Below are 19,332 nucleotides of genomic sequence, written 5' to 3' on the forward strand. Positions count from 1 at the left end.
TTGGCCCCAGCCTAATCGCTTGTGCAGCGCCTGCAAGGGGGTCAGATCGACAGGCCCTGTAAATCCCACACGGCGTTCAGGGATCGTTCACCTATGCGCATCAATCGCGCCAGAACAGCCGCCAGCGCAACCGGATCCCCCGCATCAATGCAGATCACGACATCTTGGGCGCGTGCGGTCAAGGATCGCATCCCGATTTGATCGGCCACGGCCACCGTTGCGCGCACGGTCTTGCGCAGCGCAAGAAAATCGCCGTCGCGATACATCTGATCTGCATCGGTCAATCGTTGTGTCAGGTCCTCTATCGCGCGGGCAACAATGTTTTGTGCGCCGGTTTCGCCCAGCTCCAGATACAATTCCCCGAGAACACTGGCATCCAACCGGACCGTTTCGTCCGGTTTCAAGTAAGTTAGATAGGTCAAAGTCTCACCCCATAGTCCGGCCCCCACGGCCATGTCGCAGAATGCGAAGAAAAGGGTTCTCAAAAGGTTGAGCTGCGACCATGAAATAGGTCGAAAACGGATCAAATAGTCGCTATTGAACGTGGTCAGATTCTAGGAATTGTACAAGGATGACGACATGGACAACGCCAAGCCCCTGCCCGCCTATCTGGTTCAACGCTATCAAGGCTGGAAAGCCACAGCATTCACTGAAAACCAGAACTGGTATCGTCGCCTGGCGGACGAGGGCCAGCGCCCCCGGGCCATGGTCATTTCCTGCTGCGATTCACGCGTGCATGTGACGGCAATTTTCGGCGCGGATCAGGGCGAGTTCTTCATCCATCGCAACATCGCCAGCCTGGTCCCCCCGTTCGAGGCAGATGGCGGTCAGCACGGGACCTCGGCCGCGATTGAATACGCGGTGACGGTGTTGAAGGTGTCGCATGTGGTGGTGATGACTCACTCGCAATGTGGTGGTGTGGCTGGCTGTCACGACATGTGCATGGGCAATGCCCCCGCCCTGGAGGAGAAAACCTCGTTCGTGGGCCGCTGGATCGACATTCTGCGCCCCGGATTTGAAAAGGTGAAGGATGTCGAAGGCGACGACGCGCGCAAAACCGCACTGGAAAAACAGGCCGCGCTGACCTCGGTCGAGAACCTGATGACCTTCCCCTTTGTGCAGGACGCCGTGGCCAGCGGCCAGCTGGCGCTGCATGCTGTTTGGCACAACATCGGCGAAGGCACTGTGGAACAGTACGTCGCCGAGGAAGACCGCTTCGCGCAGGTCTAAGAACCGCATTGGACAAACAAAAAGGGCGCCCATCGGGCGCCCTTCGTCATTTCCGGGGGGCTGAGATCAGCCTTTTTTCAGAACTTCACGGCCCAGCAGCTCGGCGATCTGAACAGCATTCAGCGCGGCGCCTTTGCGCAGGTTATCGCTGACGCACCACAGGTTCAGACCGTTATCAATGGTGCTGTCCTGACGGATGCGGCTGATGAAGGTCGCGTAATCGCCGACGCATTCAACGGGGGTGACGTATCCACCGTCTTCGCGCTTGTCGATCACCATGATGCCGGGGGCCTCGCGCAGGATATCGCGGGCCTCGTCTTCATCCAGGAAATCCTCGGTTTCGATGTTCACCGATTCCGAGTGGCCAACGAACACGGGCACGCGCACGCAGGTCGCGGTAACCTTGATCGAGGGATCCACGATCTTCTTGGTCTCGGCGACCATTTTCCACTCTTCCTTGGTCGAGCCATCGTCCAGGAACACGTCGATATGCGGGATGACGTTAAAGGCGATCTGCTTGGTGTAAACCTTGGGGTCCACTTCCTGACCGGGGACATACATGCCCTTGGTCTGATCCCACAGCTCGTCAATCGCGTCCTTGCCCGAGCCGGACACCGACTGGTAGGTCGACACGACGACACGCTTGATTTTCGCGCGGTCATGCAGCGGCTTCAGCGCCACAACCATCTGCGCGGTCGAGCAGTTGGGGTTCGCGATGATGTTCTTTTTCGCATAGCCATGGACGGCCTGCGGGTTCACCTCGGGGACGATCAGCGGGATATCGGGATCGTAGCGGTACAGCGACGAGTTATCGATCACCACACAGCCAGCCGCAGCGGCCTTGGGGGCGTATTCCTTGGTCGCGGTCGAGCCCACGGCGAACAGCGCCATGTCCCAGCCGGTGAAATCAAAGGTGGACAGGTCCTCGGTAGTCAGGGTCTTGTCGCCAAAGCTCACCTCGGTGCCCAGCGATTTACGGCTGGCCAGAACGGCAATCTTCTCCACGGGGAACTGACGCTCCGCCAGGATGTTCAGCATTTCACGGCCCACGTTCCCCGTGGCGCCGACGACGACAATATTATAGCCCATTTCGAGCGACTCCTTTGTTTAGGACGAGGCTCCATACCGCAGGACTTCGCCTATTTAAAGAGCTTTCGCTTAGTCCGTTCGATCCTGGCAGAAAAGATACAACACCAGACCCGCGATCAGGCACAGGCAGAAAACGGCGAACAGGGCGTCATAGGGGGCAACGGGCGGACCGCCGGCCTCGGACACGCTGCGGTGCACGCGGCCAGTGATCACCTGGAATATGCCCACGCCTCCGATTGCGAACAGGTTCATCAGGGTCACCCCGCGCCCCATCAGATGCGCCGGGATAAAGCTGCGACCGTGCGCCATCATCAGGGGAAAGCTGGACCCAAAGAATCCCACGGCGGCAAACATCGCGATGGGCATCCACGGGCTGTGCGCGGGCACCAGCCACAACACGCCCAGCGCCACAGCGGCCATGGCATTGCCGCCCAAGACAACCCATTTGCGCGTGCCCAGCACCCGATCCAGCGGACCATAGGCAAACGTCCCCAGGATCATCGCGACCCCCATCAACAGCGTGACATTCCCCACCGCCGTCGCATCATAGCCGAACACATCCGTCAGATAGGGCCCGATCCACAGCCCGCGCAGCCCTCCGGCCGGAGCGTATTGCACGAACATCAGCGGAAAGATCAGCCATAGCGCAGGCATCTTCAGCAGGTCCAGTAGGCTGCCTTTTTCCTCGTGCGCCACTTTTTCGGGGTCGCGCACGGCCCAGATCAGACCCAGCGCCACGATTCCACTGACCACGGCCAGACCCAGCAGGGTTTGCCGCCAGCCAAAGGCCTCGGCCGCGATGGCCATTGGCAGGGCTCCCAACAGGTTGCCCAAGCTGCCCACGCCCAGCAGCACGGCTGCCAAAGTCGCGAAAACCCGCGCCGGATAGACCCGCGCAAAGATGTAGTAGCTGGCCATCAACACCGGCGAACATCCGATCCCGATCAGCGCCATGGCCATCGAGATATGCGACGGGCTGCTGGCCAGGCCAAACAGCGCCGCGCCACCGGCCCCGCCGATCAGCAGCAAAACACCCGAAGTCAGTCGAGGCCCCACCTTATCCAGCGCCCAGCCCACCGGGATTTGCATCAGGGCAAAGGCCAGGAACCACAGCCCCGAGGCATTGGCCAAATCCTCGGGCGTGGTGCCGACATCGGTTTCCAGGGCGACCGTCAGCACGGCCAGGAACGACCTGTAAAATTGGCTCAGCACATAGGCCGCGCACAGCAGCAAAATCCCGGCGTTCATGTCCTGCTCCTCCCAAAAGCAGTTCAGCTTTTCCGAAAACCCAAAGGGGCGCAACCCTGTTTCAGATCGCGCCCCGTTGTTTGATTATCGTATGGCCCGTCTATTTGCCGCTCATCCGCAGGCGCCCCACGATCCCAGCGGGGAAGAAATAGACGCTGAGGATGAACAGGATGCCCAGCCACAACAGCCAGCGATCCGGGTTCAGCAGATCAGGCAGCAGGGGGAGGCCCTCGGTTGCGGCGGCGACCGATCCCATCAGGTCTTGCAGATAGTTCTGCGCCAGCACGAACAGCACCGCTCCGATCACCGCGCCGTACATCGTGGCCATGCCGCCGATCACCACCATCAACAGGATGTCCACCATGATTTCAAAGCTCAGCACAGTGTCCGGCCCCACATAGCGCAGCCAGATCGCATACAAGGACCCCGCCAGCGCAGCCACAGCCGCCGAAATGCAGGTCACCGTGGTGCGATAGTAAACGACGCGATACCCGATGGCCTCGGCGCGGAAATCATTCTCGCGGATCGACAGCAGCACCCGACCAAAGGGCGAGTTCACGATCCTGAGCAACACCAGGAACAACAGGAACGAACCAAAGAACACCACATAGTAGTTCAGCAGCTTGCCATTGGTTTTGACGCCCAGGATCTCTCCGCCAAAGGTTTCCTTGCCAAAGCGGAAGGCCGGTGTCAGCTCGCGCGGGATTTTATAGGTCAGACCGTCCTCGCCGCCCGTCAGGTTCGACAGCTGGCTGACCAGTACCGCAACGGCCGCCGCAACGGCCAGCGTGATCATCGCAAAAAAGATCGCCCGAACCCGCAGGCTGAACAACCCGATCAGAAAGGCCACGAACGCAGCCAGAATGGCCCCCGATCCGGCCCCAACGATCAGCGCGCCAAAGCCGCGATCCATATGCGTACAGGCCAGCGCGACACCATAGGCCCCCATCCCAAAGAACATGGTATGGGCAAAGCTGACGATCCCGCCATAGCCCAGCATCAGGTCATAGGAGGCCACCAGCAGGATAAACACGCAGATCCGCGCCGCCGTATCGACCGAGCGTACGCCCGGAAAAATGAACGGCGCGAAGGCCAGAACCAACAGGATCACACCCAGGATCACGGACAGAACAGTGCTGCGGGGCAGATCGCCCGAAAGAAGCTTCACAATCATCTTACTTCGCCTTCACAACCGGGATCATGCCTTGGGGGCGCCACATCAGAATGGCCACCATCAGGGCGATATTGGAAATCAGCGCGGCCTTGGGCTCTAGGAACGCGATGTAGTTCTGCAAAAGACCAACCAGCAGCGCGCCGATGAAGCAGCCCTCGACGCTGCCCAGCCCGCCGATGATCACCACGATGAAAATCAGGATCATCAGCTGTTGGCCCATATGCGCGGTGATCAGTTCTTGATACAGGCCCCACATCACGCCGCCCAAACCCGCAAGGGCCGAGCCCGCGATGAACACGCCGACAAACACCAACCGCAGCCGGTATCCCAGCGCCTCGACCATCTCGCCGTTTTCGACGCCAGCGCGCACGATCAGACCGATCTTGGTCGAACGCAGAACATAGCGCATCCCCAGGAACAGCACGATCCCGACGCCTACCGCGACCAAGCGGTATTTTTCCAGCGCAGCCCCGGCAAAGGTGATCGCACCCTGCAACGATTGCGGGCGCAGGATGAAGATCTCTTCGGGGCCCCAAAGCACGATTATCAGCTGCTCCACCACGATCAGGCCGCCCATGGTCACCAGAATCTGTTTCAGGTGAAAACCATAGACAGGTTTGACGATCACCCGTTCAAACGCCCAGCCAAGCGCCCCGGTGGCAATTGCCGCCGCAACGATGGCCAGAAGGATCGCGATCAGGTTCACCAGCAGGCTGGGCGCATCCGTCATCCCGGCCAACAGCAACAACACGCTGATGCCGACAAAAGCCCCGACCGAGATAAACACCCCGTGGCCAAAGTTGATCACGTCCATCAGGCCAAACACCAGGGTCATGCCGCTGGCCATGATAAAGATCATCATCCCCATTGCCAGGCCACTGACCGTCAGGGTCAGCCAGCTGGAGGTCGCGCCACCGGTCAGGGTAATCGCCAACAATCCCGCGATCATCGCCAGCGGTACCAACAGCATCGGCATGTAGGGGCCGATCCGCTCGCTCAGGCTGGCCGAGGCCATGGTGGGTTTATGTTCAGGTGCAAGGCTCATTGGTCTGCTCCTTGGGTCAAAAAGGTCATTGCGGAACCTCCATGCTCAGGCCCATCAGGCGCTCTTGCAGGTCGTGGTCCCCGGCCAGCTCGGCCATGTCACCGGTCCAGATCACGCGGCCATCATCCATCACGGCGCAGGTGTCGCCCAGCGCCTTGGCCACACTGAAATTCTGTTCGACCAGCAGGATCGAGGCCCCCTGTTCCTTGAGGTCCCGCAGCGCGCGCGCCATGGTCGAGATAATCGCCGGCGCCAGGCCCTTGGTGGGTTCGTCAATCAGGTAAAGCTTGCGTTCTTCCACCATCGCCCGTGCGATGGACAGCATCTGTTTTTGCCCGCCAGACAGATTGCCCGCGTGGCCCTTCCAGAAGGTTTTCAACGGTGGGAAGGCGGCAAAGACCCATTCCAGCCGATCCGGGTCAATCGGCCCGGACGAGGCAGCCAGGATCATGTTTTCCTCGACCGTCAGATCGCTGAAAACACCCATGTTTTCAGGCACAAAGCCGACGCCCTGTTTCGCGATCGCCGGTGTGGGCATTGCGGCGATGTCCTGCCCGTCCAACAGGATCGAACCCGATTTTGCCCGCCAATGCCCCATGATGGTGCGCAAGGTGGTGGTCTTGCCCACCCCATTGCGGCCCAACAACATGGTCACCTGTCCGCGCGGGATTTCCAGATCGACACCTTGCAGAATATGATACTGCGCGATGTCGGTATAGACGTTGTCCAGTTTGAGGATGGGGTCAGACATCTTCCAGCTCCTTGCCCATGTATGCCTCTTGCACGACATCGCTGGCCATCACCTCGGCCGGGTCACCATCTGCGGCCAGCGCCCCGTTGTGCAGCACGATGATCCGGTCGGCTAGCGTGCGGATCACGTCCATCTTGTGTTCGACCAATAGGATGGTCCGGTCCTTTTCGGCCTTCAGTTCGGCGATCAGATCCAGCACGACGGGGGCTTCATCCACGCTCATGCCGGCGGTGGGTTCGTCGAACATGTAAACGGCCGGGTCCAGCGCGATCAGCATCGCGACTTCCAGCTTGCGCTGGTTGCCGTGGCTCAGCGCCGAGACCAGCTGAAACCGCAGATCAAACAGCTTCACTTTTTCCAAAACGGCCAAGGCACGATCTGTCACCTCAGTGTGGCTCGAAGCCATCGAGAACATGTTGAACCCCAGCTTGGCCTTGGACTGGATCACCAGCCGCACGTTTTCCAGCACGTTCAGGTTGGGAAACAGGTTCGTCAGCTGAAACGCGCGCCCAATCCCCAGATCGCAACGTTGCGATACCGAGTTGCGGGTGATGTCGCGGTCATTCAGGATGACCGTCCCTTCCGAGGCCGGAATCTGGCCCGAAATCAGGTTGAAATAGGTTGTCTTGCCCGCGCCGTTAGGACCGACGATTGCGGTCAGCTCTCCGGTTTTGAAGGCACAGCTTACGTGGTCCACGGCCACATGTCCGCCGAAACGAACCGTCAGGTCGTGTGTTTGCAGAATTACCCTGCTCATCGTCTTATCCTGTCAGAGAAAGGCCCCGCATCGGGGAAAGGGGACCGGGGGCAATCCAATGCTGCCCCCGCCCGGTTTTCAAAACTCAGATCACTTGCCGTTGCGGATCGGGATCGGCAGATCGTCGATCGTCAGCTCGCGAACCAGATCCGGGATCGCCCACGGCACATCGTCCTCGACGCGGATTTTGAAGTGGTACATGGACTGCAAGGCCTGGTGGTCTTCGGCGCGGAACTTCATCTTACCCTTGGGGGTTTCCCATTCCATGCCTTCCATCGCGGCGATCAGGTCTTCGGTGTCGGTGCCACCGGCCTTTTTGATCGCTTCAACCACGGCAATCCCCGAGGCCATACCACCCGCAGTGAAGAAATCGGGCGGCGAGCCGAAACGTTCCTGGTGGGTTTTCACCAGCCAGTCGTTGATCTCGTTCTTGGGGTTTTCATAGTAGTAGTAGGTCGCGCCTTCCAGACCCGGCAGGATCTTGTAGACGGCCAGCGCGGCCAGGATGTTGCCCCCGGTCGCAATCTCGATACCGAAACGGCCCGGATCCATGGCGTGGATTTTCCCCATCGGGTTGCCGCCACCGGCCCAGTACATGAACAGTTTCTTTTCGCCTTCTTCATCCTTCAGCGCGTTGAAAATACGCTCGGCTGCAGCGGTGAAATCGGTGGTGTCGGTGGGCGCGTATTCCTCGTGCACCAGCTCGGCACCGGTACCTGCCAGCGCCTCGCGGAACGCGGCGATCCCGTCACGGCCAAACGCGTAATCCTGCGCCAGCGTGGCGATCTTTACGTTCTCACCCGCCAAGGCGATCGCGTTCGCCACAGCATCCTGCGAGCTGTTGCGCGAGGTGCGGAAGATATAGCGGTTCCAGTTTGCCCCGGTGATCGAGTCCGCCACAGCGGGCTCAACGATCAGGATCTTTTCGTATTCCTCGGCCACGGGCAGCATCGCCAGCGCCACGCCCGAGCTGACCGGACCGATGGCCAGATCGACCTCGTCATCGCCATAGGCCTCTTCCAGCAGCGCCTTGCCGTTGTCGGGCTTCAGCTGGGTGTCTTTCTCAATCACGACGATCTTTTCGCCGTTGATCTCCATCGTGCCGCCGGTGGCGTATTCCAGCCCCAGCATCAGCCCGTCATGGGATTGTTTTGCATAGGCCTCGAACGGGCCGGTTTTCCCATAAATATGGGCGATCTTAATATCCGCCATCGCGCCGGTCGCAGCCAGCGCAAACGCAGACACCAAGCCTGTCAAAAGAGTTCGTTTCACGGTGATCCTCCCTGATCGTGAAAGATGCGTTCAGCCATCTGTTTCAATGCTAGAGAGAGGGGGGTTTTACTGTCAATCAGTACAAACCCGTACCCATTTACCCGTAGTTTTCAACACTTGCGCCCTAGCCGCCCGTCAGCGCACGCCATGTCAGCCGCAAGGCCAGCAGGGTCAGAACCGATAGGATAACACGGTCAAAAACCTGCGGGGAAAACCGCCGACCCAACCAGGCTCCAATCGGCATCCCCGCGATCAGAGGCAGCAAAGCCCCCGCGGACAGCAAGGCTTTGGGCGCATCCAACATCCCCATCCAGACCAACATCGGCACCTGCACCACCCCCAAGCCCGCAAAGAAACACGAGATCGTCGGCATGAAGGTCGTTCGCTCCAACCGCATCGCGTTCAAATAGGTGATCGAGATCGGCGCAGACAGACCTGATGCTGTCTGGGCAACCCCGGCCACGAAACCCGGCGCCCAGGCCCATTTCAGCGCGGTGTCATAGGCCAGGCGCCAATGTGGCCGCGTCAGGCGCAATCCGACATATAGAAACACCGCCACCGCGACACACAGCATCAGGATGTCCGTCCGCGCGATGCTGAGCGTCACCGTACCGACCACTGCCCCCAGCATGCCAGCCCCGACGAACCGCAGCAGAAACGGCACCGGCACTACCGTTTTGCGATAAGCCCATGTTTGCCAGACATTCGGCAACAGATTGGGAAACGAGAATACCACCACGGCAAAGCGCACATCCACCGCCGCCGCCAACAATGGCACCGCAATCATCGGGGCGCCGAACCCTGTGGCCCCTTTCAGGATGCCGCCCAACAGGAAACCGACGCCAACGATCAGGATGATTTCAGGGCTCATGGCGATGCCTCGGGATCAGATGCACCGACCGCCATCGACTTCCATCGCAACGCCCGTGATCATGCTGGCCTCGTCCGAGCACAGAAAGCACGCTGCGTTCCCCAGGTCCTCTGGCGTGGAAAAGCGCCCAATCGGGATGGTCGACAGGAACTTGGCTCGCATCTCGGGCGTGTCCTCCCCCATAAAGCTGGCCAGCAGCGGTGTTTCCCCCGCCACCGGGCATAGGGCGTTCACCCGCACGCCTTTGGGGGCCAGCTCGACGGCCATGGTTTTCGTGGCGGTGATCATCCACCCCTTCGAGGCATTGTACCAGTTCAGGTTTGGCCGCGGGCTCAGCCCCGCTGTCGAGGCCACGTTCAGGATCGCCCCGGCCCCGGTTTCCACCAGCATCGGGTTGAACGCGCGTGCCATCAGGTAAACGCTTTTGCAATTCACGTTGAAAACGCGGTCGAATTCTTCGTCCGTCACGGTCTCCATCGGTTTGGGCAGATGGGTGACGCCGGCGTTGTTGACGATGATGTCCACACCGCCCCATTCGGAAGTCACCCTCTCCGCCATGGCACCCACGCTGTCGGCATTGGCGACGTCCACCTGAGCCGCGATACCGGCGATTTCCGTGGCCACTTCGCGCGCCAGTTCAGCATTCAGATCCGCGACCATAACCGTCGCGCCCTCGGCCGCGAATTTCCGAGCAATCCCGGCGCCGAACCCGCTGGCGCCCCCGGTGACGATGGCCCGCTTGCCTTTCAGTCTCATGTCTTTCTCCTTTTCCATACCATTACGTATGGTTTATCCATGCAGCGCGGCGACGGTTTTCAGCGTCGTGAATCCATACATGGCCTCGAACCCTTTTTCGCGCCCATGGCCGGATTTCCCCATCCCGCCAAAAGGCAGTTCAACCCCGCCGCCCGCGCCGTAATTGTTGATGAACACCTGGCCCGTGCGAATACGCTTGGCCATCCGCATCTGCCGCGCACCATTTTGCGTCCAGACCGAGGCCACAAGCCCATATTCGGTACCATTCGCAATGGCGACGGCCTCGTCTTCGTCGTCAAACGGGATCACCACCTGAACCGGGCCGAAAATCTCGTCCCGCGCCAATACATGATCGGGTTTGACCCCGGCGAACAGCGTCGGCGCTACGAAATTCCCACCCTCGGGCGCGTCTTGCAGAACGCCCTGGGCGGCGGTCTCCAGATCACCACCCTGCGCCAGAAACCCGCTGACAATCCCCTGTTGCTTGGCCGAGATCAGCGGCCCGACATCCAGATCCGACATCGCGGGCCCGACTCGCAGCGCACTGTATCGCTCCGCCATCCGCGCCAAGACCTGATCGTGGACCGAGCGATGCACCAAAATGCGGCTGGAGGCCGAGCACGTCTGCCCCGCGTTCTGTATCCCCGCATTCACCAGAAACGGCAGCGCCGCATCAATATCCGCGTCGTCGAACACGACCTGAGGTGATTTCCCGCCCAATTCCAACGTCACCGGCACCACATTCGGCGCGGCGGCCATTTGCACATGCACCCCCGTCGCGACCGAGCCGGTAAAGCTGATATGATCCACCTTGGACGAGGCGCTAAGCGCCGTCCCCGCCTCGGACCCGAGCCCCGGAACGACGTTCAGCACGCCATCGGGCAGACCCGCCTCTTTGGCCATATCGGCAAAGGCCAGCGCGGTCAGGCAGGCGTCTTCCGCCGGTTTCAAAACACAGGCATTCCCCGTCGCCAACGCCGCCCCAACCGAACGACCAATGATCTGCATCGGATAGTTCCATGGCACGATATGCCCGGTCACCCCATGCGGTTCGCGCAGCGTGTAGACGGTGTAGCCGTCCAGATAGGGGATGGTCTCACCATGCAGTTTGTCCGCCGCACCACCATAGAATTCACAATAGCGCGCCAGGGCAATCGCGTCGGCGCGCGCCTGTTTCAACGGCTTGCCAACATCCATGGCTTCGATCCGGGCCAGGTCCTCGACCCGGTCCATCACAAGGTCGCGCAACCGCAATAGTATACGCCCTCGTATGGATGCTGGTGTCCGCCCCCACTTACCCTCAAATGTTGCCCGCGCCGCATCGATTGCCGCGTCGATATCTTCAGCACCACCCCGCGCAATGGCCCCGATCTCGGCCCCCGTCGAGGGGTCCATCAACGGCAACACCTGACCCGAGGCAGGCGCCACCCATTCCCCGTTGATCAAACACTTTGTGGGGTCAAACCATAGGTTCAGCTCGCTCATCTTTTTCTCCGTTCGTCACGTCGTCCGGCAGAACCGGCGCGGCGGCAATCAGTTGCTTGGTATAGTCGTGCTGCGGATGGTCAAACACGCGCGCCGTGTCGCCCTGCTCCACGATCTCGCCCGCGCGCATCACCATCACCCGGTCGGTGATCGAGCGCACAACGCTGAGGTCATGACTGATGAACAGATAGGACAGCTGATAGTCCTTTTGCAGCGCGGCCAGCAGGTCCAGAATCTGGGCGCGGATGCTGACGTCCAACGCGCTGACAGCCTCGTCCAAGATCACGATATCCGGGCGTAAAATCAGCGCGCGCGCAATGGCGATCCGTTGCCTTTGACCACCGCTGAATTCGTGGATATAGCGGTCCATCGCCTCGGCGCCAATCCCCACATCCTCAAGCACCTTGGCGACGCGTTCACGCCAGTCATCCGGGCGTTGGTCCATCAGATGAAAGGGCTCGGCGACCAGGCGTGCGACCTTCCAGCGGGGATTAAAACTGCTGTAAGGGTCCTGAAAAACAACCTGGATACCGGACCTGAGCGCGTTCGGGAAATCTCGCCCAACCACCTGATCAAAAGCGATAATTTCACCACCCTGAATCTCTTCTAGCCCCAGAATAGCCCGGGTCAGCGTGGATTTTCCGCAGCCGGATTCACCGACCAACCCCAGGCTTTCCCCTTTTCGAAGCTGAAAACTGACGCCCTTCACGGCACGGAATGTCTGGGTACCTCCCCACCAGCCTTTGCGCGCAATCGTGTAGTCTCGCACGACATTTCGGACATCCAAAAGCACCTCGGATTGATCCTCGGCCATGCGATCCGGTTGATGTGTCGAGGCCTCGAGCAACGCCTTGGAATAGGGATGTTGCATGTTGCGCAACAGCCAATCGGCAGGGCCGGATTCCACCACCTCACCCTGTCGCATGATCACGATCTTATCGGCCATATCCCCGACCACCGCCAGGTCATGGCTGATCAACAAAAGACCCATGCCTTCTTCGTCCACCAGCTTGCGCAGCAGTGTCAGAATCTGCGCCTGCGTGGTCACATCCAGCGCGGTTGTGGGCTCGTCCGCGATCAGCAATTTGGGGCGCAAAGCAATTGCCATGGCGATCACCACGCGCTGCCGTTGCCCGCCGGATAGCTCATGAGGATAGCGGCCCAGCGGGAATTTATCTTGCGGCAACTCAGCGCGCTGAAGCGCCTGAGCCGCGCGCGTCATCGCCTCGGAGCGACTGACATCTTCGTGGATCAAAATCGTTTCGGCCACCTGATCGCCGATGGTCTTTATCGGGTTCAAGGCGGTCATGGGCTCTTGGAAAACCATGCCAACATCCCGTCCGCGCATCTGGCACAAGTCGGCCTCGGTCATATGCAAAACATCCCGATTGTTCAGCGCAACATCGCCTGAACATACGGTACCGTTTGGCAGCAATTGCAACGCCGCAAAGGCCGTCATGGATTTGCCTGATCCGCTCTCTCCGATCACGCCGACAATCTGGCCCGGAGCAACGGACAGCCCCACATTTTTCAAGATTGGCGTTCCATGGATGGACAGGTTCAATCCGTCGATCTGCAACAGGCTCATGACCGCGCCCTCCGCAGTTTTGGATCGAACACATCGCGCAGCCCATCGCCCATCAGGTTCAACCCCAGAACAGTCAGCAGGATCGCCAGACCAGGGAACAGGGCCATATGCGGCGCAAAGGAAATCATCGTCTGGCTGTCCGCCAGCATCCGCCCCCAAGAAGGCGTAGGGGGCTGCGCGCCCAGACCGACATAGCTGAGCCCAGCCTCGGCCAGAATACCCAGCGAGAACTGGATCGTCCCCTGCACGATCAGCAGGTTCAACACGTTGGGCAGAATATGCTCGACCGAAATCCGCGCAGCCGATTTGCCCGACACGCGCGCCGCCATGACATAGTCACGCGTCCACAGGCTCAGCGCGCCCGAGCGGGTCAGCCGCGCGAACACGGGGATGTTGAAAATCCCGATGGCGATAATCGCATTCAAGGCCGACGCCCCGAAAACCGCTGTGATCATGATGGCGATCAGCAGGCTGGGGAACGCGAATACCAGATCATTGCCTCGCATGATCAGCTCGTCCATCAGCCCGCCCCGGCGCGCCGCAGCGGCCAGCCCCAAGGGAACCCCGACGCCCATACCGATCCCAACAGCGACCAAGGCCACCGCGATCGAGGTGCGCGCCCCCACCATGATCATGCTTAGAATATCGCGCCCAAAATGATCCGTGCCCAGCGGATGCGCCGCACTGGGCGGCTTGATCTTGTTGGCGATATCCAAGCCGGTCACGTCATAGGGAACCCACAGAAAGCTCAGCAAAGCGGCCCCGGCGAAAACCAGCGTCAGAACGGCTCCGATCCAAAGGTTGCGATTGCCCATCAGCGCCGTCCCCTCAGACGCGGATCAACCAGCGCATAGGCCATATCCACCGCGAAATTCACCACGATCACCGCAAATACCAGCAGCATCACCACAGATTCCACGACGATCAGATCGCGCGCGCTGATCGATTGAAACACCAACCGCCCCAGCCCTGGCAGGAAAAACACGTTCTCGATGATGATGGCCCCAGCCAAGAGAAACGAGAATTGCAGACCAATGATGGTCAGTACCGGGATCAGCGCATTGCGCAGCGCATGGCGCCACAAGGCCTGACGTTTGCTGAGCCCCTTGGCGCGGGCCGTCCGGATGAAATCCTCGCTCAGCGTGTCCAACAGGCTGGATCGCATCACCCGGGCCAAAATACTGGCCTGCGGCAAAGCCAGCGCCACCGCCGGCAGGGTCAGCGACTTCAGCGCCGCGAAAAACCCGGCTTCCCATCCAACAAAACCGCCCGCGCTAAACCAACGCAAGTTGATGGCAAAGACCAGCACCATCAGCATTGCGAACCAAAAATTCGGGATGGCCACGCCCAGCTGCGTCACCCCCATTACAGTGACATCCACGGCCGAGCCCCGCCTGGACGCCGCCCAGATCCCTGCCGGAAAGGCGATCACCGTACTCAGCGTCAGCGCATACAGCGCCAGAGGCAACGAGATCCACAACCGCTCGCCAATCATCTCGGCCACGGGCGTGCGATAGGTATAAGAGGTCCCAAAATCCCCTGTCAGCATCCCGCCAACCCAGGAAAAATACCGCTCCAGAACCGAGCCGTTCAGCCCCAGCTCTTCGCGCAGTGCCGCCAACGTGTCCTCTTGAGCATTGATCCCCAGCATATAGGCCGCCGGATCGCCCGGCACGACCTCAAGCGCCAGAAAAATCACGACCGAGGCCACAGCCAGGCTCAGCCCCAGCGACACCAGTCTTTTCAGGAAATAGCGCAGCATTCAGCCCGTCACCCCAGCTTGAAGGCAAGGCGCCTCCTGTTGCTTTTTCTTGGCGAAAATACCCTCCCGCCGAAGGCGTCCGCGCGCACATCACGCGCGAACGTCCGGGATCAGATCACTCGGCCCAATACACGCCGGTCAGATCGGTCGCTTGGGTCGGAGCGTCTTTCCACAGTCCCATCACCTTGGCATTGGCCACGGTAGGGTAGGCCAGCTGGAACAGATATCCGTTCACATAATCCCCCGAGATCTTTTTCTGCATCGCCGTCAGCAATTCCGAGCGCCGTGCCGGGTCGCTTTCCTTGGCCAGCGCCGTATTCAACGCCTGGAACACCGCGCTGTCATACTGAAAATAGTAATCAGGGCGCGCATAGATGCCGATATCGAAGGGCTCGGTATGGCTGACGATGGTCAGACCATAATCCTTGCCGCGGAACACTTGCTCCAGCCATTGCGCCCATTCCAGGTTGCTGATCTCGGCCTCGATCCCCACGGCACGCAGTTGAGCCGCGATGATCTCGCCCCCACGACGCGCATAGGACGGCGGCGGCAATTTCAGCGTGGTCTTAAACCCGTCAGGATAGCCCGCCTCGGCCAGCAGTTTCTTGGCCATATCCGGGTCATAAGCGCTGCCTCCGGTCAGATCGACATAGTCCGGATTGTGCGGCGCGAAATGCGTGCCGATGGGGGTGCCATAGCCGAACATCGCGCCGTCAATGATCGCCTGCCGGTCAATCGCATGGGCCACGGCGGCGCGGACCTTCACGTTGTCCAGCGGCGGCATCTTGTTGTTGGTGGACAGGATCGTTTCGCCTTCGGTCGAGCCGACCAGCACCTGGAACCGTAAATCAGCCTCGAACTGAGGCAGGTTTTCCGGCGCGGGGAAGCCGACAAAGGCATGCACATCCTCGGCCATCACGGCGGCAAAGGCGGCAGTCGGGTCGCTGATGAACTTAAAGCTCACCTTGTCCAGTTTCGCGGGCGTGCCCCAGTAATCGGCGTTCTTGGTCAGGTCGATCTTGTCGCCCTGCACCCAGTTGGTGAACTTGAACGCGCCGGTCCCAATTGGGGTGGTCTTGATGTTTTCGATGCTTTCGGGCGCAACGATCACCGCGTCCCCCCAGGCCATGTTGAACAGGAAGCTACCGTTCGGCCCATCCAGCGTCACCTTGACCGTCATCGGGTCCACCACGGTCACGTCGGTGATGCCTGCGAACAAGGCTTTCTGCGCATTCGCGCTATCCTCGGCGCGGGCGCGGTCCAGGCTGAACTTCACATCCTCAGCATCCATCGTGGTGCCGTCGTGGAACATCACGCCTTCGTTCAGGTGGAAGGTATATTCGGTTCCGTCCTCGGAAATGTCCCAGCTTTTGGCCAGTCCGGGATTCACCGAGCCATCCGCGCCGAAGCGGGTCAGGCCCTCGAACACGTTGGAATACAGGACCGAGTCAATCGCCCCAGCCGCCGCCGAGGTCGGGTCCAGATGCGGTGGTTCCAGCTGCATGGCCACGACGATATCGGTTTTCGCCTGGGCCACGCCCACGCTGGCCGCCAGCGCAAGGGCGCTGATAAAGCCGGTCTTAAGTCCGTTAAAAGTCATCATCTTTCTCCCAATTGTTCAGGCCGCCTCTTCCGGGCTTGCCAAAAGCTCGATCAGGGTTCGGCCCATCACCTTCGCAGAATTGAGCATATCATCCACGCCGACATATTCATCCGGTTTGTGGGCCAGATCCAGAATCCCAGGGCCATAGGCAATGCAGTTGTGCAGCTTGCCGATCCGGTCGATGTGCTTCTGGTCATAGGTTCCGGGGCTGACAACGTATTGTGGGTCTGTCCCCATTGTATTTGAAATTGCCCGCGCCACCGATTGCACGATGGGGGCGTCCTGCCGGGTCATCGTCGGCAACACGCGGTGCAGCTCGCGAATGTCATACCGGAACGTATCGCGATCCGCTTCGACTTTGCGCAAGACCTCCATCACCTCGGCTTGCACATCATCGATGTCTTCTTCGATCAGGAAGCGGCGGTCGATCACCATCCGGCAACTGTCAGGCACACACGGGCTGGGCAGACCGGTAAAATCTGCATCCCCTTCGGCCTGACCCCCGTGGATCGAGTTGATGTTCAGCGTCGATTGCTTGGCCCCTTCGGGCACCACAGGCATATCCGTGCGTTTCTGCGCCAGGGCCGGGAACAGGCTGTCCTCCATTTCCTCGACCACGGCGCCCATGTGGCGGACCGCGCAATCCCCCAAAAACGGCATCGAGCCATGGGCGATCTCGCCGAAGGTTTCGATCTCAGCCCACCAAACCCCGCGATGCCCCAAACAAATCCGGTCTTTATTCAAGGGTTCGGGAATGATCACATGCTGCACGCGTTGGGGCGAAAAAAAGCCCTTCTCGGCCAGATAGGCAACACCACCGAACCCACCGGATTCTTCATCCGCCGTGCCGCTGATCTCGATGGCACCAGCAAAATCGGGACACACAGCGATAAACGCCTCGACCGCGACGATACTGGCCGCAAGCCCCCCCTTCATATCGCAGGCCCCACGGCCGTATACTTTGCCGTCAATCAACTCGCCGCCAAACGGATCAACCGTCCACCCCAGCCCCACATCGACCACATCAATGTGGCTGTTGAAATGCACACATTCGCCAGCGCGCTTGCCCTCGCGCCGGGCAATGACGTTCCAGCGCGGGTATTTCTCGCTGTCACCGGGCGACCCATGCGCGCGCACCAGTTCAATTTCAAACCCTTGGGGACGCAACCGATCCGCCAGAAACTCGCATATGTCGAGATAATTCTCGCCCGGAGGATTTAGCGTCGGAATGCGGATCAAATCCCCCGTCAGCTGGATCAAATCCTCGCGGCGGGCATCAATCTCATCACTCAGGCGCTGGTCGACGGACATGCAGGCAGGGTTCCTCCGAGTCTTGCATTTGATCCCAAAACCATGCATCCCTACCGCATACGGTGCCAATACCGTATGAACACGGTGACATCATGAACGATCTGGAAACCCTGGCCTTCGACAGCGCCCCGATGGGCATCGCCCTGACCGAACAGCGCGTGATCCGCGCCTGCAATGCCTCGTTCGCGCAGATGTTCGGGTATGAAAAACCCGACCTGATCGGCCAGAGCTTTCGTCTGCTCTACGGCACCGATCAGGAATTCCACCAGATCCGCGATATCGGGCTGGAACCCCTGCGCCAATCCATGCCCTATTCCGATGAACGTCTGATGCGCCACCGCGACGGGCACACATTCTGGTGCCGGTTCCGCGCCCGCACCCTGACACCAGACAGCCCGCTCGATCGCATCGTCCTCAGCTTTGCCCTGATCGATACTGATCCCGAAGGTCCCACTCTCACACCCCGCGAACGCGAGGTTCTGATGTGGCTGTCACGAGGCTATACCAGCAAAGAAATCGCCAAGGTCCTCAGCCTCTCTCCCCGCACTATCGAGGACGTCCGCGCCCGCCTCCTGCGCAAGTTCAAAGTCAAGAACGTCGCCGTTCTGCTCAGCCGCCTCGCCGGCGTGACGCACTAAGCCATTTCTTTGCTCTGAAAATACTCATTCCCGGCCTCGCCTCATGGCACCGGGCGCACAAGTTCCGCCACCACCCCCGGCAAGTCGGGAAACTCATCAAAAACCTCAGCATGCGGGATCTGCGTGATGGCCCCTTTCCGATATCCTTCGGAATACAACACAAAGCGAACCCCCGCGCGCACGGCCGTTTCCGCGTCCACTTCACTGTCGCCGACAAAGACCACCTGACCACCGCCCAACGCCCGCACCAGATGCAGCAGCGGTTCCGGATCGGGCTTCTTCACGGCCAAGCTGTCGCCTCCGACCACCGCGTCAAAGAAACCGTCCAAGGCCAGATCCCGCAGGATGGCGCGCGCTGGCGCTTCGGGTTTGTTGGTGCAAAGGGCCAAGATGTGCCCCGCGTCTTTCAGGGCCTGCAATGCCTCGATTGCGCCGTCATAGGGGCGGGTCAGCTTGGCGGCAGCGCTGCTGTAGTGCATCAGCGTGGCGCGGGTCAGTTCATCCTGACGGGCACGGTCCAGACCGAGATGCATGATCACACGCTCAACCAGCTTTGGCAGCCCGTGTCCGACAAACGAGACAATAGTGGACAGGTCCAGCGGGTCTTGGCCCTGATCCGCCAGCATCCGGTTTACAGCCGCGCGGATATCCGGGGCGCTGTCGACCAGCGTTCCGTCCAGATCAAAAACCACCAAAGCCATTGGCACACCTTTGCCAGCCCAGCCATGTCTGACCGGGCACCACCAAGGAAC

General features: G+C 60.3%; 19 protein-coding genes. 2 read left to right on the forward strand and 17 right to left on the reverse strand.

The window, feature by feature from the left end:
* Positions 1 to 41: 41 nt before the first annotated feature.
* Positions 42 to 422, reverse strand: coding sequence for a hypothetical protein (locus ACXADQ_RS04715; RefSeq protein WP_475315992.1), 381 nt, complete (start codon positions 420 to 422; stop codon positions 42 to 44).
* Between the two features lie 157 nt (positions 423 to 579).
* Between ACXADQ_RS04715 and ACXADQ_RS04720 the strand changes: the two genes are divergently transcribed.
* Positions 580 to 1,230, forward strand: a complete 651-nt coding sequence (locus ACXADQ_RS04720; protein ID WP_475315994.1) for a carbonic anhydrase — start codon at positions 580 to 582, stop codon at positions 1,228 to 1,230.
* Between the two features lie 66 nt (positions 1,231 to 1,296).
* Here the strand turns inward: ACXADQ_RS04720 and ACXADQ_RS04725 are convergent, their stop codons facing one another.
* From ACXADQ_RS04725 to ACXADQ_RS04795, 15 genes are all read right to left on the reverse strand, one after another.
* Positions 1,297 to 2,319, reverse strand: a complete 1,023-nt coding sequence (locus ACXADQ_RS04725) for an aspartate-semialdehyde dehydrogenase (RefSeq protein ID WP_475315998.1) — start codon at positions 2,317 to 2,319, stop codon at positions 1,297 to 1,299.
* A gap of 69 nt (positions 2,320 to 2,388) precedes the next feature.
* Positions 2,389 to 3,567 (reverse strand): MFS transporter, encoded by a 1,179-nt coding sequence (locus ACXADQ_RS04730; protein ID WP_475316001.1) that lies wholly within the window; start codon positions 3,565 to 3,567, stop codon positions 2,389 to 2,391.
* A 100-nt stretch (positions 3,568 to 3,667) separates the two neighbouring features.
* Positions 3,668 to 4,741, reverse strand: a complete 1,074-nt coding sequence (locus tag ACXADQ_RS04735; RefSeq protein WP_475316003.1) for a branched-chain amino acid ABC transporter permease — start codon at positions 4,739 to 4,741, stop codon at positions 3,668 to 3,670.
* Between the two features lies 1 nt (position 4,742).
* Positions 4,743 to 5,786, reverse strand: a complete 1,044-nt coding sequence (locus tag ACXADQ_RS04740) for a branched-chain amino acid ABC transporter permease (protein ID WP_475316007.1) — start codon at positions 5,784 to 5,786, stop codon at positions 4,743 to 4,745.
* 25 nt (positions 5,787 to 5,811) lie between these two features.
* On the reverse strand, positions 5,812 to 6,537 hold the full coding sequence (locus ACXADQ_RS04745; protein WP_475316010.1) for an ABC transporter ATP-binding protein: 726 nt from the start codon (positions 6,535 to 6,537) through the stop codon (positions 5,812 to 5,814).
* Positions 6,530 to 7,294 (reverse strand): ABC transporter ATP-binding protein, encoded by a 765-nt coding sequence (locus ACXADQ_RS04750; protein ID WP_475316012.1) that lies wholly within the window; start codon positions 7,292 to 7,294, stop codon positions 6,530 to 6,532. The genes ACXADQ_RS04745 and ACXADQ_RS04750 overlap by 8 nt, the downstream gene beginning before the upstream one ends.
* Before the next feature lie 90 nt (positions 7,295 to 7,384).
* Positions 7,385 to 8,566: a substrate-binding domain-containing protein gene (locus ACXADQ_RS04755; protein ID WP_475316014.1), complete on the reverse strand. Its 1,182-nt coding sequence runs from the start codon at positions 8,564 to 8,566 to the stop codon at positions 7,385 to 7,387.
* Positions 8,567 to 8,690: 124 nt separating this feature from the next.
* Positions 8,691 to 9,437 (reverse strand): sulfite exporter TauE/SafE family protein, encoded by a 747-nt coding sequence (locus ACXADQ_RS04760; protein ID WP_475316015.1) that lies wholly within the window; start codon positions 9,435 to 9,437, stop codon positions 8,691 to 8,693.
* Between the two features lie 15 nt (positions 9,438 to 9,452).
* Positions 9,453 to 10,193 (reverse strand): SDR family oxidoreductase, encoded by a 741-nt coding sequence (locus ACXADQ_RS04765; RefSeq protein WP_475316018.1) that lies wholly within the window; start codon positions 10,191 to 10,193, stop codon positions 9,453 to 9,455.
* Between the two features lie 33 nt (positions 10,194 to 10,226).
* Positions 10,227 to 11,678 carry an aldehyde dehydrogenase family protein gene (locus ACXADQ_RS04770; protein ID WP_475316021.1) on the reverse strand — a complete coding sequence of 484 codons (1,452 nt, stop codon included), beginning with the start codon at positions 11,676 to 11,678 and terminating at the stop codon, positions 10,227 to 10,229.
* On the reverse strand, positions 11,653 to 13,266 hold the full coding sequence (locus ACXADQ_RS04775) for an ABC transporter ATP-binding protein (protein ID WP_475316023.1): 1,614 nt from the start codon (positions 13,264 to 13,266) through the stop codon (positions 11,653 to 11,655). Before ACXADQ_RS04775 ends, ACXADQ_RS04770 begins: the two co-directional genes overlap by 26 nt.
* Positions 13,263 to 14,081: an ABC transporter permease gene (locus tag ACXADQ_RS04780; RefSeq protein ID WP_475316026.1), complete on the reverse strand. Its 819-nt coding sequence runs from the start codon at positions 14,079 to 14,081 to the stop codon at positions 13,263 to 13,265. Before ACXADQ_RS04780 ends, ACXADQ_RS04775 begins: the two co-directional genes overlap by 4 nt.
* Positions 14,081 to 15,028, reverse strand: a complete 948-nt coding sequence (locus tag ACXADQ_RS04785) for an ABC transporter permease (RefSeq protein WP_475316027.1) — start codon at positions 15,026 to 15,028, stop codon at positions 14,081 to 14,083. Before ACXADQ_RS04785 ends, ACXADQ_RS04780 begins: the two co-directional genes overlap by 1 nt.
* A 115-nt stretch (positions 15,029 to 15,143) precedes the next feature.
* A complete protein-coding gene (locus tag ACXADQ_RS04790) occupies positions 15,144 to 16,628 on the reverse strand; it encodes an ABC transporter substrate-binding protein (RefSeq protein ID WP_475316030.1) in 1,485 nt (494 codons plus the stop codon).
* Positions 16,629 to 16,646: 18 nt separating this feature from the next.
* The gene (locus ACXADQ_RS04795) at positions 16,647 to 17,942 is read right to left on the reverse strand and encodes an acetylornithine deacetylase/succinyl-diaminopimelate desuccinylase family protein (protein WP_475316033.1); all 1,296 of its coding nucleotides are present in this window, start codon (positions 17,940 to 17,942) and stop codon (positions 16,647 to 16,649) included.
* Positions 17,943 to 18,034: 92 nt separating this feature from the next.
* Between ACXADQ_RS04795 and ACXADQ_RS04800 the strand changes: the two genes are divergently transcribed.
* Complete coding sequence (locus ACXADQ_RS04800) at positions 18,035 to 18,580, forward strand: LuxR C-terminal-related transcriptional regulator (RefSeq protein WP_475316036.1); 546 nt, start codon at positions 18,035 to 18,037, stop codon at positions 18,578 to 18,580.
* 41 nt (positions 18,581 to 18,621) lie between these two features.
* On the opposite strand, the gene gph is transcribed toward ACXADQ_RS04800, so the two are convergent.
* Positions 18,622 to 19,281, reverse strand: a complete 660-nt coding sequence (gph, locus tag ACXADQ_RS04805; RefSeq protein WP_475316038.1) for a phosphoglycolate phosphatase — start codon at positions 19,279 to 19,281, stop codon at positions 18,622 to 18,624.
* Positions 19,282 to 19,332 lie beyond the last annotated feature (51 nt).

This window comes from Thalassovita sp. ABM4_323, assembly GCF_056158665.1.